This window comes from Thermus tenuipuniceus (genome assembly GCF_002964845.1).
GTDB lineage: Bacteria > Deinococcota > Deinococci > Deinococcales > Thermaceae > Thermus > Thermus tenuipuniceus.
This window is the reverse complement of record NZ_PRDA01000053.1, coordinates 1-25,021: the sequence shown is the minus strand read 5'-3', so window position 1 is coordinate 25,021 and position 25,021 is coordinate 1. Positions and strand designations below refer to the sequence as shown.

Genomic DNA, 25,021 nt, shown 5'->3' with positions numbered 1-25,021 from the left:
ACCATGACGGTCCAGATGCGCCGCTACCGGCTTAAGGAAGGTACCAGGGAGGCTTTTCAGAAGGTGTTCTTGGAGGTCATCGTCCCCTTGCGCCAGGCCACGGGCTTCCAGGTCCTGGAGGCCTACTGGACTGGGGAAAGGGAGTTTTTGTGGTTCGTGGGCCACGAGAACTTTCAGGAGGCGGAAAAGGCCTACTACCAACACCCTGAGCGCCAGAAGGTGGACCCCAGCCAGTTCCTGGAGGAGATGGAAACCCGCTTCGTGGAGAAGCTTCTGTGACGACTCCCCGCTTCTTCAGAGCGGGGCTTCTCGGTTCTCACGGGACGGCCCACGCCGTACCCATCCCCGAAGGCTCCGGCAAGGTAGCCCTGCGGGCTGACCCGAGCCCGCGCCAGGACATTGATGGCCGCAGCCACATCCCGGTGAAGAGTGGCCCCACAAGCGGGGCAGGTGAACTCCCTGGCCCACAAGGGTCTCCTCTCCCGGTGTCCGCACACCGGGCAGTCCTGGCTGGTATGTTTGGGGTCTACCCCCACGACCCGCCTACCAGCCTCCTCCGCCTTGTAGGCGAGGATTTGGAGAAACTCTGCCCATCCCGCGTCCTGCACCCCCTTGGCGGTCCGGGAGCGGGCCAGTCCGAGGATGTTCAGGTCTTCGTGGACGATGGTGCCATACCGGTTCACGAGCCTCCTGGCGAGTTTGTGGTGGAAGTCTTTGCGTTGGTTGGCGATCTTACGGTGAAGTTTGGCCAGTTCCTTTTTTGTTTTCCTCCAGCGGGTACTGCCCTTCCTTTTCCCGGAAAGCTCCCTTTGCTTACGGGCAAGCTTCCCCTGGGCCTTTTGGTAGTATCTAGGTGCTTCTACCTTCTCCCCCTCTGAGGTCACCAGGAAGTAGGGATTGGTGCCCAGATCTATCCCTATGGCCTCTTGGCTAAGGGGTAGGGGTTTGGGGTCTACCTCGCAAACGAAGACGATGTACCCATGTTCCCCTTCCCGTTTAACTGTAGCTGTCTTGAGCCTGCCTTCCAGGGGGCGGTGAAGTTTCACCTTCACCGAGCCGATGCCGCGGATGAGCACCCGCTTGCCGCCCTCCTGGAGCTTGACCCCAGTGGTCCCGGCCTGGGGGAAGGTGAAGGAGTCGTAGCGCCCCTGCCCCTTGAAGCGAGGGTATCCCGCTTTCTGTCCCCCCTTGACCCTACGGAAGAAGCCCTGGAAGGCTTTGTCCACCCGCTGGATGACGTTCTGCAAGACCTGGGAATGCATGCGCTTGTACCCCGGCAGCTCGGCCCGTATCTCGGGCAGATACCTCTTCTGTTCGTAGAAGCCGACAGTCCGCCCGGCCTTCTTGTAGGCATCTCTACGCTCCTGCAGGGCCGCGTTGTACAACTGGCGGCACAGCGCAAGGGTGCGCTCCAGGTCTTTGTGCTGGGGCTTGGTGGGGTACAAGCGGTACTTGAATGCCTTCCTAGTCATCGTCCACCTGATTGTAGCCAGAATAGCGCATCCGCCGCCCACGTGGGGGAGTCCATGTATCCCACGGGCTGAAAGTCCGGGGGATTATAGCTCCCCCACGCCCCCTCTTTTTTCTAAGAAGCCGGGGGCGTCCTTGTAGGCTCCTCCACACCTCGCCTAAGGCCCAGGGCGTAAGCTTGGGACCGTGGAGCTTTTTCACCTGGTTCTCCGCAACCTTCTGGCCCGACCCGTGCGCAGTTTTCTCACCCTTTTGGGCGTGGTCATCGCCACCACCAGCATGGTCCTCTTCCTTTCCTTCGGGGAGGGCTTAAGGCGCTCCTTGGCCCAGGAGCTATCCCGGGTGGGCCCCGCCATTCAAATCGTCCCTGAGGGCATGGAGGGGCTTGGGTTTTCCGGCTACCCCGAGATCACCCCCGAGGAGTACCGGCGGGCGGTGGCCGCGGGGAAGGACCTGGGGGTGAAGAGGATCACCCCCACCCTCTTCCTGGTCCGGGGAGGGTTTGACCCCCAGACGAGCTTCTTCTTCCAGGGCCTGCCGGAGGGGGTGGCCCCGGACCTCCTCTACCCCGGGATAAAGCCCCAGGCCGGTCGGCTCCTCCCCTCGGAAGAGGGAGCCATCGTGGGGGCCAAGGTGGCCAAGCGGAGCCAGCTTGCCCTAGGAAACCCCCTCCGGCTTTCCCCCCGGGTGGAGCTACGGGTGGAGGGCATCCTGGAGGAAAGCGGGGGGCTTGCCGATAACCTCATCTTCGTGCCCCTGAAGCCCCTTCAGGAGGTCCTGGGCACGGAAAACTACACCGCCCTCCTCGTGGCCCTAAACCCCGGGCAGAAAGCGGAGGAGGTGGCCCGGGCCCTCGAGGCCAGGCTCCCCGGCCTCAAGGCCCAGACCACGGGAGATGTGATGCGCTTTGCGGAAAGGGCCTTGCGCATCAGCGACCTGGTGCGCTTCGGCATCAGCCTGGTGGCCCTGGTGGTGGGGGGGCTTTTGGTGGCCAACACGGTGATGATGTCCGTGTACGAGCGCACCCGGGAGTTCGGGGTCATGCGGGCCCTCGGGGCCAAGCGGGGCTTCATCTTTCGGCTGGTGGTGCTGGAGGCCCTTCTCCTGGCCTCCTTCGGGGGGCTCCTGGGCCTGGCCTTGGGAAGCGCGGTCTCCCAGGCCATCAACCTCTACACCCTGGGGCAGGTGGGTCTGGCCCTTTCCGCCGTCACCTTTCGGCTTTCCCTCTTCGCCCTCCTGGTGGCCCTGGGGCTTGGGCTTTCCGCAGGGCTCCTTCCCGCCTACCACGCTAGCCGCATACCCGTGGTGGAAGCCCTGGGAAGGGTTTGATGCCGCCCCACCTGGGCTTCGCTAAGGGGAGGGGCCGGGTGGTCCAGCGTTCTGGTGTAGGAGGATACGGGGATATGATGGGCGCCGTGCGGGCGGAGAATCTCGGTAAGCGCTACCGGCAAGGGGAAAAGGAGGTGGTGGCCCTCGAGGGCTTCACCTTCGCCTTCCCCCAAGGAAGCACCGCGGTGGTGGGGCCTTCGGGTAGCGGCAAAACCACCCTTTTAAACCTTCTGGCCGGCTTTGACCTGCCCACGGAAGGAGGGGTATACCTGGGAGAGGTGGCCCTGCACCGGCTCTCCGAGGACGAAAGGGCTGAGGTGCGGCTTAGGCACATGGGCTTCGTCTTTCAGCAGTGGAACCTGATCCCCACCCTCACCGCCTGGGAGAACGTGGCCTTCCCCCTTTTCCTGGCTGGCCTCCCCCCAAGGGCCCGCAAGGAGAGGGCCCTGGATCTTTTGGAAAAGGTGGGGGTTCTGGAAAGGGCCCACCACCTGCCAAGCCGCCTCTCCGGCGGGGAGCAACAACGGGTGGCCTTAGCCCGGGCCCTGGCCCTGGACCCCCCCATCCTCTTCGCCGACGAGCCCACAGGCAACCTGGACGCCGAATCCCGGGAGCAGGTAGCCTCCCTTCTCTTTCATGCGGGGCAGGAACGGATCCTGGTCCTGGTCACCCACGACCTGGAGCTGGCCGCCCGGGCAGAACGCATCCTCTACCTCAAAGGAGGCCGGCTGGTGCGGCAGGAGGTGCCTGGGCCCTCGCGGTAGCTACCCCCCACCCTTGCCCCGGGACATCCTGCCCACCCCGCCTGTGGCACAATACCCCCTATGGGCAAGCGCATGGTGGTCGTGGGCGGCGTGGCGGGCGGGGCCTCCGCCGCCGCCAAGGCCAAGCGGGAAAACCCGGACCTCGAGGTGGTGGTCTACGAGAAATCGGGATGGGTCTCCTATGGGGCCTGCGGCCTGCCTTACGTGCTTTCCGGGGAGATTCCCCGTCTGGAAAAGCTGGTGGCCCGGACCCCAGAGGAGTTCCAGAAGCAGGGCATCCGCATCCACACGCACCACGAGGTGGTGGACGTGGACCCAGAGCTTAGGACCCTCACCGTCTTTGACCATCGGGAGGGGCGCACCCTCCAGGACCGGTACGACCACCTGGTCCTGGCCACAGGGGCCAAGCCCACCCTTCCCCCCGTCCCGGGCACGGAGCAGGAAGGGGTTTATACCCTCAGGAGCATGGAGGATGGGGAGAGTATCCTTAAGGCCCTGGAGGGAGCCAGAAGGACCGCCATCCTGGGGGCTGGGTACATCGGCCTCGAGGTGGCCGAGGCCTTCCGCAAGCGGGGCCTCGAGGTCACCCTCCTGGAGCTCAAGGACCGCCCCTTACCCCACTGGGATGGGGAGGTGGGCCATCTCCTTAGGGAGGAGCTGGAGCGGCACGGGGTAGAGGTCTGGACCGGGGTGAGGGTGGTGGCCTTGAGGGGCCAGGGCAAGGTGGAAGCGGTGGAAACCTCGGAAGGGGTGGTGCCCGCCGACCTGGTGGTGGTGGCCACGGGGGTCAGGCCCAACACCCTTTTGGCCCAGGCCATGGGGGTGGCCTTGGGCCCCACGGGTGCCATCGCCACCGACGAGAGGATGCGCACTAACCTGGAAGGAGTGTATGCTGCCGGGGACGTGGCGGAAAGCTTCCACCAGGTGCTGAAGCGCCCCTACTGGCTTCCCTTGGGGGACGTGGCCAACAAGCATGGGCGCACCGCTGGGGCGGTCATCGCCGGCAAGGAGGCCCGCTTCGCCGGGGTGGTGGGCACCGCCATCTTCAAAGCCTTCGGCTTGGCGGTGGCCACCACGGGGCTTTCCCAAGAAGCCGCCCTTAGGGAGGGCTTCCAGGCCAAGAAGGTCTTCATCCAAAGCCGTGACGGGGCCCATTACTACCCAGGAAGCCAGCCCCTTTGGGTGGAGCTCGTCTACGAAGAAGGCACGGGAAGACTTCTGGGCGGAGCGGTGGTGGCCCATGGGCACGGGGCCCTGCGCATTGACGCCCTGGCCGCCCTCCTCCACCAGGGAGGCACCGTGGAAGACCTCCTCGCCTTGGACCTGGCCTACGCCCCCCCCTACAGCCCCGTCTGGGACCCCCTCCTCATCGCCGCCCAGCAGGTAAAGTGAAATGGTGTAGGAAAAGGGAGACAACACCACCAAAAGGTGTTAAGCCCCTTTCCTTACACCCTACACCGCAACTCCTCCCGGCTCCAAACTGGACCTGGGAGGTGAGGGATGGATCCCTTAAGCGTGCTGACCCCAGAGATGCGGCAGGAGGCGGAGGAGCTTCGGCGGGAGTGGGCCACCAACCCCCGTTGGAAGGGGGTGAGGCGGGACTACCGGCCCGAGGACGTGGTGCGGCTCCGCCCCAGTGTGAAGGTGGAGTACACCCTGGCCAAGCGAGGAGCGGAAAAGCTCTGGCAGCTTCTCCACGAGCGGCCCTACGTGCACACCTTTGGGGCTTACACCGGGGCCATGGCGGTGGAGATGGTGCGGGCCGGCCTGGAGGCCATCTACCTTTCCGGCTGGCAGGTGGCCGCCGACGCCAACCTGGCCTGGCAGACCTATCCCGACCAGTCCCTCTACCCCTATAACTCCGTGCCCCAGATCGTGAAGCGCATCAACAACGCCCTGATGCGGGCCGACCTGATCGAGCGCTCCGAGGGCAAGGTGACCCGGGACTGGTACGTGCCCATCGTGGCCGACGCCGAGGCGGGCTTTGGCGGGGCCTTGAACGTCTTTGAGCTCACCAAGGCCATGATTGAGGCGGGGGCTGCCGGCATCCACTACGAGGACCAACTGGCCTCCGAGAAGAAGTGCGGCCACCTGGGGGGCAAGGTCCTGGTGCCCACTTCCCAGCACATCCGCACCCTGCAGGCCGCCCGCCTGGCCGCGGACATCCTGGGGGTGCCCACGGTGATCATCGCCCGCACGGACGCCGAAGCCGCTACCCTCATCACCAGCGACATCGACGAGCGGGATCGGCCCTTCATCCTGCCCGGGGAGCGTACCCCCGAGGGCTTCTACCGGGTGAAAAACGGCCTCGAGGCGGGGATCGCCCGGGCCCTGGCCTACGCCCCTTACGCCGATGTCATCTGGATGGAAACCTCCAAGCCCGACCTGGAGGAGGCCCGCAAGTTCGCCGAGGCGGTGAAGAAGGAGTTCCCGGATAAGCTCCTCGCCTACAACCTCTCCCCCTCCTTCAACTGGAAGAAGTTTCTGGACGACGAGACCATCGCCAAGTTCAACCGGGAGCTGGGGGAGATGGGGTACAAGTTCCAGTTCATCACCCTGGCGGGCTGGCACACGGTGAACTACTACACCTGGGAGCTGGCCAAGGGCTACAAGGCCCGGGGCATGCCCGCCTTTGTGGAGCTCCAGCAGAAGGAGTTCCTGGCCCAGGCCCAGGGCTTCACCGCGGTGAAGCACCAGCGGGAGGTGGGGGCGGGTTACTTCGACGAGGTGGTCCTGGCCCTGACGCAAGGAGAGGCCTCCACCCTGGCCCTCAAGGGCTCCACCGAGGAGGCCCAGTTCAACGAACCCGTGCACTAGGTTTAGTGGGAAGCCTGCTCTGCCGTCCTCCAAGTACGGAGGGCGGCAGGTTCCTTTTCCGTGGTAGACCGAAGGCACACCAAAGCTGATATAGTGTAATCACCATGCCAGAGGCCAATACACCCTGGCTGCGCTACTTGGAAGACCTTCGTCCCTACCTCAAGGGCCGGGACCACCGGGGCAAGCGAGGCTCCTTAAGATGGCTCGAGGCCCTCATGGCCGAGCGGGGCGGGAAGGCAGGGACTGTGCGCAACATCCTCTACAAGGACCTGGGAAGCCCCGAGGAGAAGGAAAGGCTTTACGGGGTCATCGCCGACCTGTACCAAGAGGCGGGCCTCCCACCCCCCCCTCCCCCGGCGGAGCTTTTCCTGGAAAGCGCCCGCAAGACCCTGGGCCGGGACAAGCGCCGCATCTTTCGCCGCTTTCTGAAGGAGCTGGAAGCCGGGGTGAGGCCTCAGATGGTGGTGGTGGGGGGGCCGGCCACGGGCAAGGGAGTCCTCCTGGCGGCCTTGAGCCGCGCCCTATCCGCTTTGCCGGGCAAGGAACCCTTCCTCCTCAACCTGGGAGGGGAGCTGGCCCAGGCCTTGGTCCCCTTAGCCGAGGGCCTGGGAATAGGGGAGGAGGTGCGGGCCCTTTTGGCCCAGCTCTCCCCCACCCAGCCCTACATCCTGCAGGGGGCCTTGGAGCAGGAGGTCCTGGCCCTTTTGGCCCGGGGCCTAAACCGGGAAGGCCGTCCCCTACTGCTTCGGGCCGAGGCGGAGGGAACCCTAGAAGGCCTTCCCCTGCGGGGTCCAGACGGCACCCAACGGGGGCTTGCCGCCTGGCTGGAACCTTTCCTGAAGGCCCTGACCATCCCCTACGTGGTGGCCTTAAGCGAGCCACCCCCCACCCTGCCCCACCAGCCCCTTTCCCCCCCGAGCCGGGAGGAGGCCAGGCGCTTCGTGCGGGAACGGCTTCCCCACCTGCCCCCGGAAAGGCTGGAGGCCTTGGTGAACCAAGCGGGGCGCAACTTCGGGGAGCTTTCCCGCCTGGTCCTCCTGGAGGCCGCCAAGCACGATCCCAAAACCCCTTTGCAGGACGACCCCGCCCTCAAACCCCTGCTCCTGGCCCTCTCCGCCCTCAGCCCCGAGGCCGACCCTGCGTTTCCCGCAGAGCTTTTAGAGAAAGCCCTGGGCAAGCCTCTGGAACGCCTTTCCCAGGCGGAAAGGGCCCTTTTGGACTGGGTGGGGGAAGGCTTGGTGCGCCCCGCCCTAAGAAGCCTCCTCCCCCAGGAGGCTCCCAAGGAGCTCCACCGCCTGGCCCTCTCCTTTTTCCCCAAGGAAAACCTCTTCCGCAAACTCCACCACGCCTACAAGGCGGGGGAAACCCGGATACTTCTGGACCTTCTCCAGGAGGATCCCGCCCGGCTGGCCCTCCTTCCCAGGCTCTGGCAGGAGGCCCAGGCCTGGCCCCGGGAGGACCTCGAGGCCCTGGCCGCGGTGGTGGTGCGCTACCGGGCCGTCTTGGGCCAGTACGCCCACCCCGAGGCGGAGGAAGCCCTCAGGGTCCTCTCGGAGGCCCAAAACCCCTCCTTGCGCACCTGGGCCCGCATCAAGGCAGCGGAGGCCAAGGCGGATGCCGCCCTTTACAAGGAGGCGGAGGAGCTTCTGCCCCCCAAGGAGGACCTCAAGCTCCTGGACGATACCGCCCAGGCGGAGGGGCTTTTGGTCATGGCGGCGGTGGAGCGCTGGAAGGGGGATTACGAGAAGGCGGCCCGCTTTGTGGAGGAGGCGCAGGGGCTTCCCGTGGCCCCCTTCCTGCAGGACCGGGTATACCTGTGGCGGGGCCTGGTGGCCAAGGACCTGGGCCGCTACCCGGAGGCCCTGGAGGCCCTCTCCCGGGTGGGCCATGACCCCCTCCTCCTGGGGAGGGCCCGCTACCAGATGGGGGACCTCCTCATGCGCTTAGGAAGCCTGGAGGCCAAGCCCCGCATGGAGGAGGGCCTAAAGGCCCTGGAGGAGGGTGGTGCCCCCAAGGACGAGGTGGCCCGGGTGCGGGCCCGCTACGCCACCCTCCTCCGGCGCCTGGGCCTGTACGAGGAAGCAGGAAAAGCCATGGAGAAGGCCTTGGCCGAAGCGGAGGACCCCTTCACCCGGGCCCGGGTGGAAAGCGAGGCCGGGATCCTCGAGGCGGCCCGCGGCCGTCCCTTTGCCGCCCTAAGCCTTTTGGTCCCCGCTGAGGCCTACTTCCGCTCCACCGAGGAGAGGCCCAAGGAAGCTCGCTACCGCCATCTGCGCACCCTCTTCCGCCTGGGAGCCACCTACCTCCTCTTGGAGGCAGGGCAGCCCTACCGGGCCCCCTTCCTGGGAGGGCTCCACGCTCCCACGGCCCAGCGCCTCCTCGAGGGCCTCCTGGAAGAGATCCCCTGGGAGGCCACCGATCGCTACACCGCCTTGCGGCTGGACACCGCGAGTCTCCTGGCCCTCCTCCTTCCCCCCGCCGAGGGAAAAGCCCTCCTAAAGCCCCTTTTGGATGTGGAAAACCCCTACCTCAGGGCCCAAGCCCGCCTGAGCTACGCCGAAACCCTGGTCCGCGAGGGCAACCTGGGGGAGGCCCTGGCCCAGGTGGTGGCCCTGCCTCCCCTGGAGGACCCTGGCCTTTTAGCCCAGGCCCGGGCGGTGGAGGTGCTGGCCCTTCTGGGCCTGGGGGAGAAGGAGGCCGCCTGGCAAAAGCTTTCGGAGGTGAGGAAAAGCCTTCTCCCCGAGCCCTTCCGCTTCCAACTGGGCCGGGCTTTGGGCCGCTTCTGCCCGGAGCTCCAAAGGCGCCTTCCTCCCACCCCCCTGGCCCTCCCTGAGGCCCTGGGCTTCCACCTGGCAAATCCCGACTAAATCACTATACTTTAGGGGGTGGGAGGTTATACTCTTACTGCGAATGGGTCGCAGTAAGAACCCGACCCGGCATCAGGAGGTAGAACGATGAACCAGCTGGAAATCCGCGACCTCTGGGCTTCCATCGACGGCGAAACCATTCTCAAGGGCGTCAACCTTGTGGTCCCTAAGGGCCAGGTGCACGCCCTCATGGGCCCCAACGGGGCCGGGAAGAGCACCCTGGGTAAGATCCTGGCCGGGGACCCCGAGTACACGGTGGAGCAGGGGGATATTCTCCTGGACGGGGAAAGCATCCTGGACCTCTCCCCGGACGAGCGGGCGAGGAAGGGCCTTTTCCTGGCCTTCCAGTACCCGGTGGAGGTACCGGGGGTCACCATCGCCAACTTCCTGCGCCTGGCCCTGCAGGCCAAGCTGGGCCGGGAGGTGGGGGTGGCGGAGTTCTGGGCCAAGGTGAAGCGGGCCCTGGAGCTTCTGGACTGGGACGAGGGCTACCTCTCCCGTTACCTCAACGAGGGCTTTTCCGGCGGGGAAAAGAAGCGGAACGAAATCCTGCAGCTTTTGGTCCTGGAACCCGCCTACGCCGTCTTGGACGAGACCGACTCCGGGCTGGACATTGACGCCCTCAAGGTGGTGGCCCGGGGGGTGAACGCCATGCGGGGGCCCAGCTTCGGCGCCCTGGTCATCACCCACTACCAGCGCCTACTGAACTACATCGTCCCCGACCGGGTGCACGTGATGATGGACGGGCGCATCGTGGCGGAGGGCGGCCCCGAGCTGGCCCTGGAGCTGGAGGCCAAGGGTTACGAGTGGCTCCGGGAAAGGGTGAAGGAGGAAGCATGAGCGAGGCCGATCTGAGGGCACTGGGGGAAGAGTACAAGTACCACTTCGTGGACGAGGTCAAGCCGGTCTTCGTGGCCGAGCGGGGCCTCACCCGAAGGGTGATCGAGGCCATCAGCTACCACAAGGGGGAACCCGAGTGGATGCTGAAGTTCCGTCTGCGGGCTCTGGAGATCTTTCAGAAGAAGCCCATGCCCACCTGGGGCCCGGACCTCTCGGGCCTGGACCTGGACAACCTGGTCTACTACGTGAAGCCCGCAGAGGTGAGGGACGCCAAAAGTTGGGAGGAGATCCCGGAGGAGATCCGCCGGACCTACGAGCGCCTGGGCATCCCCGAGGCCGAGCGCAAAGTGCTCGCCGGGGTAGGGGCCCAGTACGACTCGGAGATGGTCTACCACCGGGTGAAGGAGGAGCTGGAGCGGCAGGGGGTCATCTTCGTGGCCATCGAGGAGGGGATGAAGAAGTACGAGGACCTCTTCAAGGAGCACTTCGCCAAGGTGGTCCCCCCGGAGGACAACAAGTTTGCCGCCCTGAACTCCGCTGCCTGGTCCGGGGGCTCCTTCGTCTACATCCCCCCCGGGGTGAAGGTGGAGCTTCCCCTGCAGGCCTACTTCCGGGTCAACACCCCCGAGTTCGGCCAGTTTGAGCGCACCCTGATCATCGTGGACGAGGGGGCCGAGGTGCACTACATCGAGGGCTGCACCGCCCCCATGTACTCCACGGAAAGCCTCCACACCGGGGTCATCGAGATCGTGGTGAAGCGGGGGGCCCGGAGCCGCTATACCACCATCCAGAACTGGTCCACCAACATGTACAACCTGGTGACCCAACGGGCCCTGGTCTACGGGGATGCCTTCCACGAGTGGCTGGACGGAAACCTGGGCTCCAAGGTCACCATGAAGTACCCCTCCAGCTACCTCCTGGAGCCCGGGGCCCGCACCGAGATCCTCTCCATCGCTTTTGCCAAAACCGGCCAGCACCAGGACACCGGGGCCAAGATCATCCTGGGAGCCCCCCACACCTCGGGCACCATCGTTTCCAAGAGCATCTCCAAGGGGGAAGGCCGGGCCAGCTACCGGGGCCTCGTCAAGGTGTTGGACGGGGCTAGGGGCGCCAAGGCCAACGTGGAGTGCGACGCCCTCCTCATCGACCCGGAGAGCCGCACCGACACCTACCCCTACATCGAGATCGAGGAGGACACCGCCCACGTGGGCCACGAGGCCACGGTGTCCAAGATCAACGACGAGCAGATCTTCTACCTGCAGACCCGGGGCCTCAAGGAGGACGAGGCCGCAGCCCTCATCGTGCGGGGCTTCATCGAGCCCATCGCCAAGGAGCTGCCGCTGGAGTACGCGGTGGAGCTGAACCGGCTCATCGAGCTGGAGATGGAGGGCTCCGTAGGCTAAGGGCTTCCGTCAAGGGTCTTAACCTTTGCGCTAGGAGGATTCATGCAGGTACTGGATAAAACGCAGGTGGAAGCCATCTCCCGGGCCCTAAAGGAGCCGGGCTGGGTGCTGGAGAAAAGGCTAAAAGCCCTCGAGGCCTTCGCCCGCCTCCCCTACCCCAGCAAGAAGGACGAGAACTGGCGCTACACCGACCTCTCCGAAGCCCCCTTGGAACAGGAGGTGGAAACCCCCAAGGGGCTTAGCCTCTCCCGGGATGAGCTTCCCGAGCTGGTGAAGCGCCGCCTGGAGAAGACCGATGTTTCGGGCTTTTTGGTCTTCGTGGGGCCGGACCTGGTCTACGCCGAGGTGCCGGAGGAGCTTTCCGCCAAGGGCCTGGTCTTCACCAGCCTGGCCGAGGCCTTGAAGACCCACCCTGGTAAGGTGGAGGCCACCCTCTTCCGGGGGGTCTACGTGGAGGACAAGTTCGCCGCGGAAAACTCCGCCTTTTTCACCCACGGGGCCTTCCTCTACGTGCCCGCGGGGCTGGAGGTGGAAAAGCCCCTGGGGGTCTTCAAGGTGCTGGAAGGAGGCAAGGCCTCGGCGGGCCGGAGCCTCATCTTCCTGGAGGACAACGCCAAGGCCGCCTACATCGAGGAGTACCTCTCCTTAGACCTCCCCCCCACCCTGCACCTCTCCGCCACGGAGATGGTCTTGAGGCCTGGAGCCAAGCTCCGCCACGCCCACGTGCAGACTTTCGGCGAGGGAGTGTGGCACTTCCACCGGCAAAGGGCCCTGCTGGAGCGGGATGCCGCCTTAAACGACCTGGTGGTGAACCTGGGCGGGCGCTACGCCAGGAGTGAGGTGGCCTCGGAGCTATTGGGCCCGGGAGCGGAAAGCGAGATGCTGGGGCTTTACTTCGGCCACGGCCTCCAGCACTTCGACCACTACACCCTGCAGCACCACGTGGAGCACCATACCCGTTCGGACCTCCTCTACAAGGGAGCGGTGAAGGACGAGGCCCGGGCGGTCTTTTCCGGCCTCATCAAGCTGGAGCGGGGAGCCCAGAAAACCGACGCCTACCAGGCCAACCGCAACCTCATCCTCTCCCCCACCGCCCGGGTGGACTCCATTCCCCAGCTGGAGATCGGGGCCAACAACGTGCGTTGCACCCACGGGAGCACCACCGCCCCCGTGGACGAGGTGCAGCTCTTCTACCTCCAGTCCCGGGGCCTGCCCCGTAGCCTCGCCCAGGAACTCTTGGTCAAAGCCCACCTGGCGGACGTCCTTAACCGCATTCCTCTAAAGGCCCTAAGGGCCCACCTCGAGGCGGTGATCGAGGAAAAGGTTAGAATCTGAAGGCCATGTGGACCCCGGTAGCCAAGCTGGGCGATTTGGAAAACGGCCGGCTGGTGGTCAAAAGGCCCGAGCACCGGAAGCCCATCCTCCTCCTCTACACCGGGGAGGAGGTTTTCGCCCTGGAGGACATCTGCACCCACGACGACGGCCCCCTGCACGAAGGGGACCTCGAGGATGGGCACATCGTCTGCCCCCGGCACGGGGCCCGGTTTGACCTGAGGACGGGGCGGCAAACCCTGCCCGCCCCCAGGCCCGTCAGGGTCTTCCCCGCCAGGCTGGAGGGGGACACCATCCTCCTGGATCTCTAAACGTCCACCCCGTCCGCAAGGCCCCAAGTCCTCCTTGGGGCCTTTGTCCTTGACGGCAGGCGGAAGAAGCGCTAGCGTGAGAGTACCCACCCCCCCTGGGGTGGGGGGAAGGTGCGAGGATGCTGAAGCTCAAGGTAGAAGGCATGACCTGCAACCACTGCGCCATGGCGGTCAAGAAGGCCCTCATGAAGGTGCCTGGGGTGGAGAGGGCCGAGGTGAGCCTGGAACGGGCCGAGGCCCTGGTGGAGGGCAAGGCGGACCCCGAGGCCTTGATCCGGGCAGTGGAAGAGGAAGGCTACCGGGCCGCCCTGGCGAGCTAAGGAGGCCCTGTGCCCCGCGGCCATCTCCACCTGGAGCCCAAGGTGCGGGAAGAGGCCAAAAGGCGCCTTCTCTCCGCCAAGGGCCACCTCGAGGGCATCCTGCGCATGCTGGAGGATCCCCACGTCTACTGCGTGGACGTGCTGAAGCAACTGAAGGCGGTGGAGGGTGCCCTGGACCGGGTGGGGGAGATGGTCCTAAGGGCCCACCTCAGGGACCACGTGGCCACCGCCCACGAGCGGGGAGACGTGGAGGAGATCGTGGAGGAACTGATGGAGGCCCTCAAGTACCGCTAGGAGGTGACCCATGCGCGTTTTCGCCCTGCTCATAGCCTTTTTTCTGCCGGCCCTGGCCCAGCACGCCCACACCCCCCAGGCGGACGCGGGGGAAAGGGCCTTCCTCTCGGGAATGATCGCCCACCACGAGGGGGCCCTGGAGATGGCCCGCTACGCCCTGCAAAGGGGCAAGGACAAGGAGGTGCGGGCCTGGGCAGAAGCCATCCTAAAGGACCAGGAGCGGGAAATCGCCCTCATGCGGAGCTGGCTGGTGAGCCTGGGCGGGCTGAACCCGGCAGCCTACGGGGCCATGCAGCAGGAGATGGCCGCCATGCTACAGAAGCTTAGGGCCGCCCCGGACCCCGACCGGGCTTTCGTGGAGCTCATGCTCCTACACCACAAGGGTGCGGTGGAGATGGCCCTTTCCGTCCTACCCACCGCCAAGGACCGGCGGGTCTTGGACCTAGCCCGGGACATCATCCTGGCCCAGGCCAAGGAGATGTACGCTTTTAGGCTATGGCTTTTGAGGTAAAGGTGGGGGTCAGGGGCATGACCTGCGCCTCATGCGTGGCGCGGGTGGAAAGGGCCTTGAAAAGGGCCCCGGGCGTGGAGGAAGCCCGGGTCAACCTCACCACCGAGGAAGCCTTTTTGCGCCTTCAGGAAGGCATAGACCTCAAGGAGGTCCTGAAGCAGGTGGAGGAAGCCGGCTACGAGCCAGTGGTGTCCCGGGTGGAGATCCCCATCCGGGGCATGACCTGCGCCAGCTGCGTGGCCCGGGTGGAAAGGGCCTTAAAAAAGCTCCCTGGCGTGCTTTCCGCCCAGGTAAACCTGGCCACGGAAAAGGCCTTTGTGGAATACCTGCCCGATACCGTGAGCCTACCTCGCCTGCGCCAGGCCATCCGGGATGCAGGCTATGAACCCTTGGAGGTGGCCCAGGAGGAAAGAAAAACCCCTGCCTACCCCACCGACCTCCTCCTGGCTCTACCCTTTGCCTCCCTCACCCTCCTCCTGGCCATGGGGCCCATGCTCCTTCCCCTTCCCCACGTTCCCCCACTCCTCCAGGTCCTCACCGCCCTCCCCGTCCTCTACGCCGGCCGGCGCTTTTTCCGCCAGGCCCTGGCGGAGATCCGGCATCGCTCCTTGGGCATGAGCACCCTGGTGGCCCTGGGGGCGGGAAGCGCCTACCTCTACTCCTTTCTGGTCCTCCTCTTTCCCACCCTTTTCCCCGGGGAAGCCCGCCACCTCTACTTGGAAGCAGGAGCGGTGATCCTGGCCCTGATCCTTTTGGGCAAGCACCTGGAGGAAAGGGCCAAGGGGAAGGCCTCGGAGGCCATCCAGAGGCTCCTGGCCTTGAGGCCCAAGACCGCCCGGGTGGTTCAGGAGGGGGAGGAAAGGGAAATCCCCGCCGAAGCCCTCATCCCCGGGGACCTGGTGCGGGTCCTTCCTGGGGAGCGCATCCCCGCAGATGGGGTGGTGGTGGAAGGCTTCAGCCATGTGGACGAGGCCATGCTCACCGGTGAGCCCATCCCCAAGGCCAAGAAGCCCGGGGATGAGGTGGTGGGGGGAACGGTGAACGGGGAAGGCCCCCTCCTCATCCGGGTAAGCCGGGTGGGGGAGGCCACGGTCCTGGCCCAGATGGCCCGCCTGGTGGAGGAAGCCCAGGCCTACAAACCCCGGGTGCAGGAGGTGGCGGACCGCATCGCGCGCGTCTTCGTGCCCATCGTGCTCCTCATCGGCCTCGTCACCTTCGGCCTCTGGCTTCTCTATGGCCCCGGCCTCTCCCATGCTTTCGTGGCCCTTCTTTCCGTGCTCCTCATCGCCTGCCCCTGCGCCATGGGCCTGGCCACCCCGGCGGCCATCGCCGTGGCCACAGGAAGGGCGGCGGGAATGGGCCTCCTTTTCCGCAAGGGCCAGGCCATGGAAAGCCTCGCCCGGGCGGATACCGTGGTCCTGGACAAGACCGGGACCCTGACCCAAGGAAAGCCCACCCTCACGGAAACCCTGGGGTTCGCCCTAAGCCCTGAGGAGGCCTTGCGGCTCGCCGCCGCCCTGGAGCGAGGGAGCGAACACCCCATCGCCAAGGCGGTTCTGGAAGCAGCTAAGGACCTTAGCCTGCCCGAGGCCGAAGGGGTGCGGGCCCTGCCCGGGGAGGGCCTCGAGGGGGTGGTGGAGGGAAGAAGGCTTTACCTGGGGGGTCCGGCCCTCATGGAGCGGCTCAAGGTGGCCCTTCCCCAAGAGGCCCAGGAACTTGCCCAGAAGGGCTACACTCCCCTTTACCTGGCGGATGGGGAGAGGCTTTTGGCCGCCTTCGGGGTCTTTGACCCCCCCAAGCCCGAGGCGCGAAGGGTGGTGGCCGCTTTAAAGGCCCTGGGCCTCAAGCCCGTCCTCCTCACCGGGGACCATCCCATCCCCGCCAAGCGGGTGGCCGAGGCCTTGGGCATAGAGGAAGTGCTGGCCGGGGTACGCCCTGAGGGCAAGGTGGAGGCCATACGGCACCTCCAGGAAGAGGGGCGGAAGGTGATCTTCGTGGGGGACGGCATCAACGACGCCGCCGCCTTGGCCCAGGCGGATGCGGGCATCGCCCTGGCCACGGGCACGGACATCGCGGTGGAGGCGGGGGATGTGATCCTGCTTTCGCCGAGCCTGGAGGGATTGGTGCAGGCCATTCTCCTCTCGCGGCGCACCCTAAGGACCATCTACCTCAACTTCTTCTGGGCTTATGCCTACAACATCCTCCTCATTCCGGTGGCAGCAGGGGCTCTCTACCCCTTCACCGGGCTCCTTCTAAACCCCATGCTGGCGGCCGGGGCCATGAGCCTCTCCAGCCTCTTCGTGCTCACCAACTCCCTGAGGCTTAGAGGTTTCCGGACTTACCCCCGGCTAACCGCCCTTTCCTAGGCTGGCAAAGCGGGGAGGCCTTCTCCCCGAAAGGAGGTACCGCATGATGGCATGGGCACACGCAGGATACGGCTATGGGCCTCACATGGGCTGGGGCTGGGGATGGCTGGGCTGGCTTTACCCCTTCCTGTTCCTGGTCCTCCTCGTCCTGGGGGTGTACCTGGTGGCGCGGGCCCTGGCCCCTAAGCAGGAGAACCGGGCCCTGGAGATCCTCAAGGAGCGCTACGCCCGGGGGGAGATCGACAAGGAAACCTTTGAGCGCATGAAGCGCGATCTTGCCTGAGGGTTCTCCTGGCTTCCGGGAAACCGATGCGCCTTAACTCTTAGCAGCCCTGCACGAAGGTTGCCCTATCGGCAAGGGCGAATTGGGGTGCCTAGGCCTCGAGGGTCTGCCCCTGCGGCCCACTCTCCGGGAAAAGAGGGCGCGCTACACTAGGGGCATGGACCTGAGCCGCATTCGGGAGGACTTCCCCCTCATCGCGGGTCATCCCGAGCTGGTCTACCTGGACTCCGCCGCCACCAGCCAGAAGCCCAAGCGGGTCCTGGAGGCTTTGGACCGCTACTACCGGGAGCTCAACGCCAACGTTCACCGCGGGGCCTACCGCCTCTCCGTGGCGGCCACCGAGGCCTACGAGGAGGCCCGGCGCCGCATGGCCCGCTTTTTGGGGGCGGAGGAGCGGGAGATCGTCTTCGTGCGCAACACCACCGAGGCCCTGAACCTGGTGGCCTACGCCTGGGGCCTGAGGAACCTGAAGGAAGGGGACGAGATCCTGGTCACGGAAATGGAGCACCACGCGGGGCTCGTGCCCTGGCACCTGGTGGCGGGGCTCAAGGGGGCCCGGATCAAGGCCATCCCCCTCACCGAGGAGGGCCGCTTGGACCTTTCCGCCCTGGACACCCTCCTCACGGAAAGGGTCAAGGTGGTTTCCGTGGTCCACATGTCCAACGTCCTGGGCACCATCAACCCCGTGGCGGAGATCGCCAGGAGGGCCAAGGAGGCGGGGGCCCTGGTGGTGGTGGACGGGGCGCAAAGCGCCCCCCACCTGCCCGTGGACGTGAAGGCCTTGGGAGCGGACTTCTTCGCCCTCTCGGGGCACAAGATGCTGGGGCCCACGGGGGCCGGGGTACTCTTTGGGCGGTACGAGGTCCTGGAGGGGATGATGCCCTTCCTGGGAGGAGGGGAGATGATCCGGGAGGTCCACGTGGACCGCTCCACTTACGCTCCCCCTCCCCAACGCTTTGAAGCCGGCACTCCCCCCATCGCCGAGGCCATCGCCTTGGGAGAAGCGGCCAGCTACCTGATGGAGATCGGCATGGAGCGGGTCTATGCCCATGACCGGGCCCTTTTGGAATATGCCTTAAAGCGCCTCGCGGAGGTGCCGGACCTCAGGGTCTACGGTCCCAGGGGGGAGGATCGGGGCGGGGTCATCCCCTTTACCTTAGGCCGCCTCCACCCCCACGACCTGGCCACCTTCCTGGACCAGGAGGGGATTGCGGTAAGGGCCGGGCACCACTGCGCCCAGCCCCTGCACCGGAAGCTGGGCCTGGCCGCCACGGCCCGGGCGAGCTTCTACCTCTACAACACCCTCGAGGAGGTGGACCGCTTTGTGGAAGCTCTCCTTCGCATCCACACCCGGTACCGGGCCTGGCTATAATGGGGGAATCCATGAGCGTCCTTGACGAGCTTTACCGGGAGATCATCCTCAAGCACTACCAGAACCCCAAAAACTTCGGGGTCCTGCCCCAGGCCACCAAGACCGCCGGGGGCATGAACCCCTCCTGTGGGGACCAGGTGGAGGTGATGGTGCGGCTGGAAGGGGATACCATCGCCGACATCCGCTTCCAGGGTCAAGGGTGCGCCATCAGCACCGCCAGCGCCTCCCTCATGACCGAGCTGGTGAAGGGGAAAAAGGTGGCGGAGGCCCTGGAGCTTTCCAGGAAGTTCCAGGCCATGGTGGTGGAAGGAGCCCCCCCCGACCCGGCCCTTGGGGATCTCCTGGCCCTTCAGGGGGTGGCCAAGCTCCCCGCCCGGGTGAAGTGCGCCACCTTAGCCTGGCACGCCCTCGAGGAGGCCTTAAAGTGAAGCGCTACCCCGCCCACAGGGTCACGCCCCTCCTGGTGCAGTACCCGGACCTGATGGAAGCCTGGAAGGAGGCCGCTCAGGCAGGGCTTCTGCGGGCGGAAACCCAAGGCGGGAAAAACTACGTGGTGGTGGAAGACCCAAGCCTCATCGCCCGGCTCAAGGCCTTGGGCGTGGAAGGCGAGCCCATAGAGGAAAGATGACCCGCGGCCTGGTCTTTCTGCACGCTTTCCCCTACAACCCCAGCATGTGGGAAAAGGAAGTGGCCTACTTCCGGGGAAGGCTTCCCCTGCTGGCCCCTTCCTACCTAGGCCTCTCCCTCCCGGAGGCGGCGGAGAAGGTGCTCCGGGAGATGGACGAGGCGGGAATCGAGGAGGCCGTCTTCGTGGGGCTTTCCATGGGGGGCTACCTCATCTTCGAGCTTTGGCGCAGAGCCCCCGAGCGCTTCCTGGGCTTGGTGCTGGCGGATACCCGCGCGGGGGCCGACACCGAGGAGGGCCGGAAAAACCGCTATGCCCTAAGGGAAAAGGTTCTGGCGGAAGGGGTGGGCTTCCTCCCCGAGGCCCTCCTGCCGGGCCACCTGGGCCGCACCACCCGGGAGGAAAAGCCTGAGGTGGTGGCCAGGGCCAAAGCCCTCATCCTGGAGGCCAGCCCCGAGGCGGTGGCCGGTAGTCTCCTCGCCCTGGCGGAGCGGCCCGACTCCTCCCCCCTCCTCCCCGGGATGCGCCGCCCGGCTTTGGTCCTGGTGGGGGAGGAGGACACCCTAACCCCCCCGGAGGAGGCCAAGCGAATGGCCAGGGCCCTGCCCGACGCCCGCCTGCTCATCCTCCCCGAGGCCGGGCACCTTTCCAACCTGGAAAACCCCAAGGCCTTCCGCACGGCCCTTTTGGGTTTCCTGGCCGAGGTGCTCTAGAGGCGGAAGGCTTCTTCCGCCTTCCGGACAATGCCCAGGCAGGGGATAGGGGCTTCCTCCTCCACGAAGCCCTCGGGGGTTCTGCGGTAAAGGGTGAAACGGCGGGCCTCGAGGTCCACCAGAAGGTAGACCTCCAAGCTGTCCAGGGTTTCACAAAGGGCCCGTTTTTCCCGGCGGTCCTGCACCTCGGTGGCGGGAGAAAGGACCTCCACCACGGCACAAGGGGCCTCCTCGTAATAAGGGTGGGGAGGCCCGGGCTGGCACACCACCATCACGTCAGGGTAGTAAACGGCTTCATCCCGGATCCGCAGCTTCATGTCGCTCATGTACACCCGGCACCCCCTGGGCCTGGCCGCCTCCAGAAACCGGGCGGCGATGTTGAGGGCCACCCGGTTATGGAGGGCGCTGGCCCCTGCCATGGCGTAAAGACGCCCCCGCAAGTACTCCCGCCTCACCGGGGATTGGGCCTCCTCCTCCAGGTAGACTTCCAGAGCTTTGGGAAGCTTGGGGGCTAGCATTCCCAATCCCGTTCTACGGTTTCTCGCCCAGCCCCGCCCTTAGCCAGACCAATAAGGAGGCTTGGGAAAGGGATTCCCCAGGGTCCCAAGGCCAGGCAGGGCGGTTCAGCCGGCTACTCCGCCTTGGGCTCCCGGGCCATGAGGGTGGAAAGGGCCTTCAAGGGATCCAGCCCCTCGTAGACCACCTGGTACACCGCCTCGGCGATGGGAAGCTCGAGCCCGGCTCGCTCCCGCCAGGCCATGAGGGCTTTGACCGCATAAAGCCCCTCCACCACCCCCCGGTCCTCGAGGCGCTCCAGGGCCTCCCCCCGCACCAGCCTCTCCCCCGCCCCCCGGTTGCGGGAGTGGAGGCTATACGCGGTGGCCAGGAGGTCGCCCAGGCCGGAAAGCCCATAGAAGGTAGCCTCCTCCCCTCCTAAGGCGGTACCGAAGCGCACCATCTCCCTAAGGCCCCGGGTGAGGAGGGCCGCCTTGGCGTTATCCCCCAGGCGAAGCCCGTCCACCATCCCCGCCGCCAGGGCCAGGATGTTCTTCAAGGCCCCGCCCAGCTCCACCCCCCGCCGGTCCTGGCTGGTGTAGACCCGGAAGGTGGGACCGGAGAAGAGCTCCTGGACCCGCCGGGCCAGCTCCCGGGGCCCTGCCGCCACGCTGGCCGTAGGGAGGAAGCGGGCCACCTCCTCCGCGTGGTTGGGGCCGGAAAGGACGGCCACGGGCCTGCCGGTTAAGGCCTCCACCACCTCGCTGGGGGTGTTAAGCCTCCCCTCCTTGAAGAAAAGCCCCTTGGTGGCGGAAAGGTACCAGGGGGCCCGGGGCAAGGCCTTGAGGGTTTCCTCCAAGGCCTTGGAGGGCAGGGCCACCACGGCCAGCTCCACTCCCTCCAAGGCCTCCTCCGGGTCGGCGGTGGGGTACAGGTAAGCGGGGAGGGCCACCCCTGGCAGGTAGTCCTTGTTCTCCCGGCTGGCCCTGAGGGCCTCCGCCTGCTCCTTCCTCCTGGCCCACAGGGCCGTGGGAATCCCCTTGCTGGCCAGAAGGACCGCCAAGGCGGTGCCCCAGGCCCCGGCTCCCAGGATGGCCACCTTCATAGGAGCACGCTCACCTCCCAGGCCTCATACCAGGCCGCCAAAAGCAGGAAAAGGGCCCCCAAGTAGAAGGTGAGGAGCAGGGCCCTAAGCCCCTTCCTATACCCCTCCCCTCCCGCCGTCTTGGCCAGGAGCACAAGCCCCCCGAAGGTGACCAGGATGTAGGCTTGAAGCTCCAGGAGAAGGGTGGGGAGGTGAACCAGGAAGGCGGCGCCCAGAAGCGCCGGAGACAAGGCGAAGCCGAAGACCAGATAGCGGAGGGCGTTCAAAAGAAAGACGGGAACCCCCAAAAGCGAGGCGGGCAGAAGCCCGGTGAGGAAAAGCCCCTGGCCGAAGTTCCAGTGGAAGATCACCCCGGCCAAGACCAGGATGCCCTTTCCCATAGCCTCCTCCAAGCCTATGGCCTCGAGGGCCCCGCCGAAAAGGGCCTGCACCGCCCGGGCCATCTCTGGCATCCCGTAGGCCAGCAAACTCCCCAGGGCAAAGAGGCCATAAAGGAAGAGGTTGGTGAAAAGGTAAAGCCCCCTATAGGCGCGAAGCAGGGCCAGGGCCTCCAAAAGCCAGGCGCGAAAGGGCGAGGGCTGGAAGAGGAGAAAGCCCCAAAAGAGGGAGAGGAGCAAAAACCCCCACCCCGAGGCCGGGTTAAGGAGGTACCCGGGAAGGGCAAGCCCCTCGGGGCGGAAGTAGACCCGCTTGGCCTCGCCACCCTCCAGGACCACCACCACCTCCCCCACCTTCTCCCCCACGGCCGCGGGGAAGAGGACCCGGTTTCCCTCCACCCTGGGGCTATCCAGGTTGAGGGAAAGGCCCCTGGGGGGTGGCGGGAAAAAGGCGTAGCGCTCCAAAAGCCTGGGGGCCTCCTCAGGGGAAGCCCTCAGGACCTCCTCGAGGCTCGGCGAAAGCTTTCCCGTAAACCAGGCCTCCGCCGCCTGGCGGGCCAACTCCACCGCAGAAGAGGCCATGGCCCAGGGAAAAAGAACAAGAAGAAAGGCCAGAGGGCGCATGGCCTCAGACCTCCTCCAAGGGCACACCATCCCGGCACAGGGGGCAGGCTTCGGGAAGGTACTGGGGCACCTCCAGCTTCAGAAGAGCCCGGAAGGGGACACCGAAGTCCGCCTCTCCCCCGCTCCGGTCCACGATGGCCCCCACGCCCACCAAAACCCCTCCCCTGGCCTCCGCCGCCCGAATGGCCTTGCGCACGCTCTCCCCGGTGGTCACCACATCCTCCACCGCCAAAAAGCGGTCGCCCGGATTCACGGTGAGGCCCCTGCGCAGGGTCATGCCTCCTTGGCCATCCTTCTCCGCGAAGAGGGCCCTGGCCCCCAGGGCCTTGGCCACCACGAAGGAGAGCACCACACCCCCCAGAGCGGGCCCGATGACAAAATCCACCTTCTCGTCTTCAAATAGCTTGCCTAAGGCCTCCCCCACCGCCTCCGCATAGAGGGGATGCTGCAAGAGGGCAGCGGATTGCAGGAAGATGGGCGAGTGCAACCCCGAGCGCAGGAGGAAGTGCCCCTCTAGAAGGGCTCCCGTCCTGCGGTAGAGCTCCAGGACATCCATCCCCCCTACTCTACCAAAGCCCTATGGAAGTCCTCCGCCGCCTGTAAGGCTCCCTCCAGATCGGGCCTGCCCCCCGGGTAGAAGAGGGCCCGGCTAGCAGCGTTCAAGAGGCCAGGACCCTTCAAGGGCCTTCCCCCTTGGGTCCCTATGCCGGGGAGGAGGAAGGGAGCGCGGGGAGCCTTTTCCCGCAATGTCAAGACCACCTCCGGGTAGGTGGCCCCCACCACCATGCCCACGCGGCTCCACTCCCCTTCCCGGTATCCCTCCCCCTCCCGGGCCAGGGCCTCCGCCAGGTGGAGGTAAAGGGGCCTTCCCTCCACCAGAAGATCCTGCAAAAACCCTGATCCTGGGTTTGAGGTCTTGACCAGGACGAAAACCACCCCCTGGCTTTCCCTGGCCGCCTGGAAGAAGGGCGTGAGGGTATCCAGGCCCAGGTAGGGGTTCACGGTAAGGGCGCTGCCAGGAAAGCGCAGGAGGTAGGCTCGGGCGTAAGCCTCGGCGGTGGAACCGATATCCCCCCGCTTCCCGTCAAAAATCACGGGTAGGCCCATGACCCGCGCGGCGCTGGCCAGCGCAAAAAGAAGCCCGGGCCCCTCTGGGCCCAGGGCCTCAAAGAAGGCCAGCTGGAACTTGACCGCCGCCAGCCTGGGAGCTAAGGCCTCAAGAAGCTCCACCGTATACCGCTTCAAGTGGGCAACGGGCTCGCGCCCGTGAAGCTCGGGCCTGGGATCCACCCCGAGGACCAAAGGAGGGCGGGAAAGCGCCAGGAGAAAGTCCATGCCTTCCACTATAGGCCTTGACAACCCCAGGCCTCCGGGCATAGAGTTGCCAGGGTACCGCAAGGAGGGAGTATGAAGAAGCTCATCCTGGCTTTAAGCCTTCTGGTCCTGGCCGCCTGCCAGCAGCAGGCCCCGGTGCAACCCAGGCCCTTAGGGAAGTGGGCCAGACCTACATCGCCATCCTAGAGCCCACGGCCTCGTCCACGCTTCCCGCCCGTTTCTCCGAGCGCCTTGCCGCTTTGGAAAGGGCCCACGGCCTCTCCATCCCCGCAGAGGACTGCCTCGAGGCCCTGGGGGCCATCATCCTCCGCAACCTCACCCCCGCCCAGGCCCAGCGCCTGGCGCAGGACCCCAGGGTCTACGCCCTGACCCCGGACCAGGAGGTGAAGGCCTACGCCCAGACCATCCCCTGGGGGGTGGACCGCATCGGCGCCTCCACCACCACCGCCAAGGGAGCCAACGTCTCCGTGTACGTGGTGGACACCGACATCAAGGTGGGGCATGAGGACCTCACCAACCTGATGGGGGGGTATGCGGTGGTGAAGTGCCGGGGTAAGTGCCGCACGGCCTACGACGACGACAACGGCCACGGCACCCATGTGGCGGGCACGGCGGCCGCGCTGAACAACAGCGTGGGCGTCTTGGGCGTGGCCCCCGTCGCCGAGCTATGGGCGGTGAAGGTCCTTTCCAACTCCGGATCCGGAAGCATCAGCGGCATCGTCCAGGGCCTCAACTGGGTGATCGGCCACAACAACGGGGGCAAGCCCAAGGTGATCAACATGAGCCTTGGGGGGAGTGGCACCGACGACCAGGATGGCCAGTACTGCCCCAGCACCCGCTCCACCCACGCCTTCCACAACGTCATCCAGAAGGCGGTGTGCGACTACCGGATCACCGTGGTGGTGGCCGCCGGCAACGAGGGCGACAACGCCGCCAACCACACCCCCGCCGCCTACGACGAGGTCATCACCGTAAGCGCCACCAACAGCCAGGACGACTGGCCCTCCTGGTCCAACTACGGCCCCGACGTGGACCTCGCCGCCCCCGGTGTCTCCATCCTCTCCACCTGGAACTCCTCCACCACCAGCTACAACACCATCAGCGGCACCTCCATGGCCAGCCCCCATGTGGCCGGGGCCGCCGCCTTGGTGCTTTCCCGCCACCCCAGCTACACCCCGGTCCAGGTGAAGCAGGCCCTTCTCCAGAACGCCGAAAGCACCGCCAGCTGGCAAAACACCTCGGGGAATCCGCACCCCGAGCCCTTCCTGAACGTGAGGGGATTCTAGCCTCTCCACGAAAAACCCCCCGCCCTAGGGCGGGGGGTCGGTTTTTCCCTGAAAAAACCCCCATCAGGGGTTGCGCCGGCTTGGACCACGGGGTCTTGAAAGCGCAGGAACGGGCTCCATGCTCCTTAGAAAGGAGGTGATCCAGCCGCACCTTCCGGTACAGCTACCTTGTTACGACTTCG

The 25,021-nt window shown here is 66.0% G+C and carries 26 protein-coding genes and 1 rRNA gene; 20 read left to right on the top strand and 7 right to left on the bottom strand.

What is annotated here, in order from left to right; translation table 11 throughout:
- The first annotated feature begins 3 nt into the window (after positions 1–3).
- Entirely contained in the window at positions 4–279 is a 276-nt protein-coding gene (locus C2847_RS11125; protein ID WP_105318413.1) for an NIPSNAP family protein, read from the top strand.
- On the opposite strand, the gene C2847_RS11120 is transcribed toward C2847_RS11125, so the two are convergent.
- Positions 195–1,472, bottom strand: a complete 1,278-nt coding sequence (locus tag C2847_RS11120) for an RNA-guided endonuclease InsQ/TnpB family protein (protein WP_244187454.1) — start codon at positions 1,470–1,472, stop codon at positions 195–197. The genes C2847_RS11125 and C2847_RS11120 overlap by 85 nt on opposite strands.
- Positions 1,473–1,656: 184 nt before the next feature.
- Here C2847_RS11120 and C2847_RS11115 point away from each other — a divergent pair, with 184 nt between their 5' ends.
- The 18 genes from C2847_RS11115 (at position 1,657) to C2847_RS11030 (ending at position 19,617) form a co-directional block, all read left to right on the top strand.
- Complete coding sequence (locus C2847_RS11115; protein WP_105318412.1) at positions 1,657–2,799, top strand: ABC transporter permease; 1,143 nt, start codon at positions 1,657–1,659, stop codon at positions 2,797–2,799.
- Positions 2,800–2,873: 74 nt separating this feature from the next.
- Positions 2,874–3,563, top strand: a complete 690-nt coding sequence (locus tag C2847_RS11110) for an ABC transporter ATP-binding protein (RefSeq protein ID WP_105318411.1) — start codon at positions 2,874–2,876, stop codon at positions 3,561–3,563.
- A 60-nt stretch (positions 3,564–3,623) separates the two neighbouring features.
- Positions 3,624–4,955: an FAD-dependent oxidoreductase gene (locus C2847_RS11105; protein WP_105318410.1), complete on the top strand. Its 1,332-nt coding sequence runs from the start codon at positions 3,624–3,626 to the stop codon at positions 4,953–4,955.
- Positions 4,956–5,063: 108 nt separating this feature from the next.
- Complete coding sequence (aceA, locus tag C2847_RS11100; RefSeq protein ID WP_105318409.1) at positions 5,064–6,380, top strand: isocitrate lyase; 1,317 nt, start codon at positions 5,064–5,066, stop codon at positions 6,378–6,380.
- A 104-nt stretch (positions 6,381–6,484) separates the two neighbouring features.
- Positions 6,485–9,247 carry a tetratricopeptide repeat protein gene (locus C2847_RS11095; RefSeq protein WP_105318408.1) on the top strand — a complete coding sequence of 921 codons (2,763 nt, stop codon included), beginning with the start codon at positions 6,485–6,487 and terminating at the stop codon, positions 9,245–9,247.
- Between the two features lie 87 nt (positions 9,248–9,334).
- Positions 9,335–10,087: a Fe-S cluster assembly ATPase SufC gene (sufC, locus tag C2847_RS11090; RefSeq protein ID WP_105318407.1), complete on the top strand. Its 753-nt coding sequence runs from the start codon at positions 9,335–9,337 to the stop codon at positions 10,085–10,087.
- On the top strand, positions 10,084–11,490 hold the full coding sequence (sufB, locus tag C2847_RS11085) for a Fe-S cluster assembly protein SufB (protein ID WP_105318406.1): 1,407 nt from the start codon (positions 10,084–10,086) through the stop codon (positions 11,488–11,490). Before sufC ends, sufB begins: the two co-directional genes overlap by 4 nt.
- A gap of 42 nt (positions 11,491–11,532) precedes the next feature.
- Positions 11,533–12,825, top strand: coding sequence for a Fe-S cluster assembly protein SufD (gene sufD, locus C2847_RS11080; protein ID WP_105318405.1), 1,293 nt, complete (start codon positions 11,533–11,535; stop codon positions 12,823–12,825).
- Positions 12,826–12,830: 5 nt separating this feature from the next.
- On the top strand, positions 12,831–13,133 hold the full coding sequence (locus tag C2847_RS11075) for a Rieske (2Fe-2S) protein (protein WP_105318404.1): 303 nt from the start codon (positions 12,831–12,833) through the stop codon (positions 13,131–13,133).
- A 119-nt stretch (positions 13,134–13,252) separates the two neighbouring features.
- Positions 13,253–13,453 carry a CopZ family metallochaperone gene (locus tag C2847_RS11070; RefSeq protein WP_105318403.1) on the top strand — a complete coding sequence of 67 codons (201 nt, stop codon included), beginning with the start codon at positions 13,253–13,255 and terminating at the stop codon, positions 13,451–13,453.
- Between the two features lie 9 nt (positions 13,454–13,462).
- The gene (locus C2847_RS11065) at positions 13,463–13,747 is read left to right on the top strand and encodes a metal-sensitive transcriptional regulator (protein WP_105318402.1); all 285 of its coding nucleotides are present in this window, start codon (positions 13,463–13,465) and stop codon (positions 13,745–13,747) included.
- Positions 13,748–13,757: 10 nt separating this feature from the next.
- Complete coding sequence (locus tag C2847_RS11060; RefSeq protein ID WP_105318401.1) at positions 13,758–14,258, top strand: DUF305 domain-containing protein; 501 nt, start codon at positions 13,758–13,760, stop codon at positions 14,256–14,258.
- Complete coding sequence (locus tag C2847_RS11055; protein ID WP_105318400.1) at positions 14,243–16,624, top strand: heavy metal translocating P-type ATPase; 2,382 nt, start codon at positions 14,243–14,245, stop codon at positions 16,622–16,624. The genes C2847_RS11060 and C2847_RS11055 overlap by 16 nt, the downstream gene beginning before the upstream one ends.
- 43 nt (positions 16,625–16,667) lie before the next feature.
- Complete coding sequence (locus tag C2847_RS11050; protein WP_105318399.1) at positions 16,668–16,907, top strand: SHOCT domain-containing protein; 240 nt, start codon at positions 16,668–16,670, stop codon at positions 16,905–16,907.
- A 157-nt stretch (positions 16,908–17,064) separates the two neighbouring features.
- A complete protein-coding gene (locus tag C2847_RS11045; protein WP_105318398.1) occupies positions 17,065–18,279 on the top strand; it encodes a cysteine desulfurase in 1,215 nt (404 codons plus the stop codon).
- A gap of 11 nt (positions 18,280–18,290) precedes the next feature.
- Positions 18,291–18,707 carry a Fe-S cluster assembly sulfur transfer protein SufU gene (gene sufU / locus C2847_RS11040; RefSeq protein ID WP_105318397.1) on the top strand — a complete coding sequence of 139 codons (417 nt, stop codon included), beginning with the start codon at positions 18,291–18,293 and terminating at the stop codon, positions 18,705–18,707.
- On the top strand, positions 18,704–18,907 hold the full coding sequence (locus C2847_RS11035) for a hypothetical protein (RefSeq protein WP_105318396.1): 204 nt from the start codon (positions 18,704–18,706) through the stop codon (positions 18,905–18,907). Before sufU ends, C2847_RS11035 begins: the two co-directional genes overlap by 4 nt.
- Positions 18,904–19,617 carry an alpha/beta fold hydrolase gene (locus C2847_RS11030; protein ID WP_105318395.1) on the top strand — a complete coding sequence of 238 codons (714 nt, stop codon included), beginning with the start codon at positions 18,904–18,906 and terminating at the stop codon, positions 19,615–19,617. Before C2847_RS11035 ends, C2847_RS11030 begins: the two co-directional genes overlap by 4 nt.
- Here C2847_RS11030 and C2847_RS11025 read toward each other — a convergent pair.
- The 5 genes from C2847_RS11025 to pyrF form a co-directional block, all read right to left on the bottom strand.
- Positions 19,614–20,135 (bottom strand): Uma2 family endonuclease, encoded by a 522-nt coding sequence (locus tag C2847_RS11025; RefSeq protein WP_105318394.1) that lies wholly within the window; start codon positions 20,133–20,135, stop codon positions 19,614–19,616. The two genes, C2847_RS11030 and C2847_RS11025, sit on opposite strands and share 4 nt — an antisense overlap.
- A gap of 113 nt (positions 20,136–20,248) precedes the next feature.
- On the bottom strand, positions 20,249–21,217 hold the full coding sequence (locus C2847_RS11020; RefSeq protein ID WP_105318393.1) for an NAD(P)H-dependent glycerol-3-phosphate dehydrogenase: 969 nt from the start codon (positions 21,215–21,217) through the stop codon (positions 20,249–20,251).
- Complete coding sequence (locus tag C2847_RS11015) at positions 21,214–22,218, bottom strand: hypothetical protein (protein WP_105318392.1); 1,005 nt, start codon at positions 22,216–22,218, stop codon at positions 21,214–21,216. Before C2847_RS11015 ends, C2847_RS11020 begins: the two co-directional genes overlap by 4 nt.
- Positions 22,219–22,222: 4 nt before the next feature.
- Positions 22,223–22,774: an orotate phosphoribosyltransferase gene (pyrE, locus tag C2847_RS11010; protein ID WP_105318391.1), complete on the bottom strand. Its 552-nt coding sequence runs from the start codon at positions 22,772–22,774 to the stop codon at positions 22,223–22,225.
- Positions 22,775–22,779: 5 nt separating this feature from the next.
- A complete protein-coding gene (gene pyrF, locus C2847_RS11005) occupies positions 22,780–23,553 on the bottom strand; it encodes an orotidine-5'-phosphate decarboxylase (RefSeq protein ID WP_105318390.1) in 774 nt (257 codons plus the stop codon).
- A 158-nt stretch (positions 23,554–23,711) separates the two neighbouring features.
- Between pyrF and C2847_RS11000 the strand changes: the two genes are divergently transcribed.
- Complete coding sequence (locus C2847_RS11000; protein WP_244187452.1) at positions 23,712–24,839, top strand: S8 family peptidase; 1,128 nt, start codon at positions 23,712–23,714, stop codon at positions 24,837–24,839.
- Positions 24,840–24,968: 129 nt separating this feature from the next.
- Here the strand turns inward: C2847_RS11000 and C2847_RS10995 are convergent.
- Positions 24,969–25,021: ribosomal RNA gene (locus C2847_RS10995) — 16S ribosomal RNA — on the bottom strand; the annotation flags it as partial.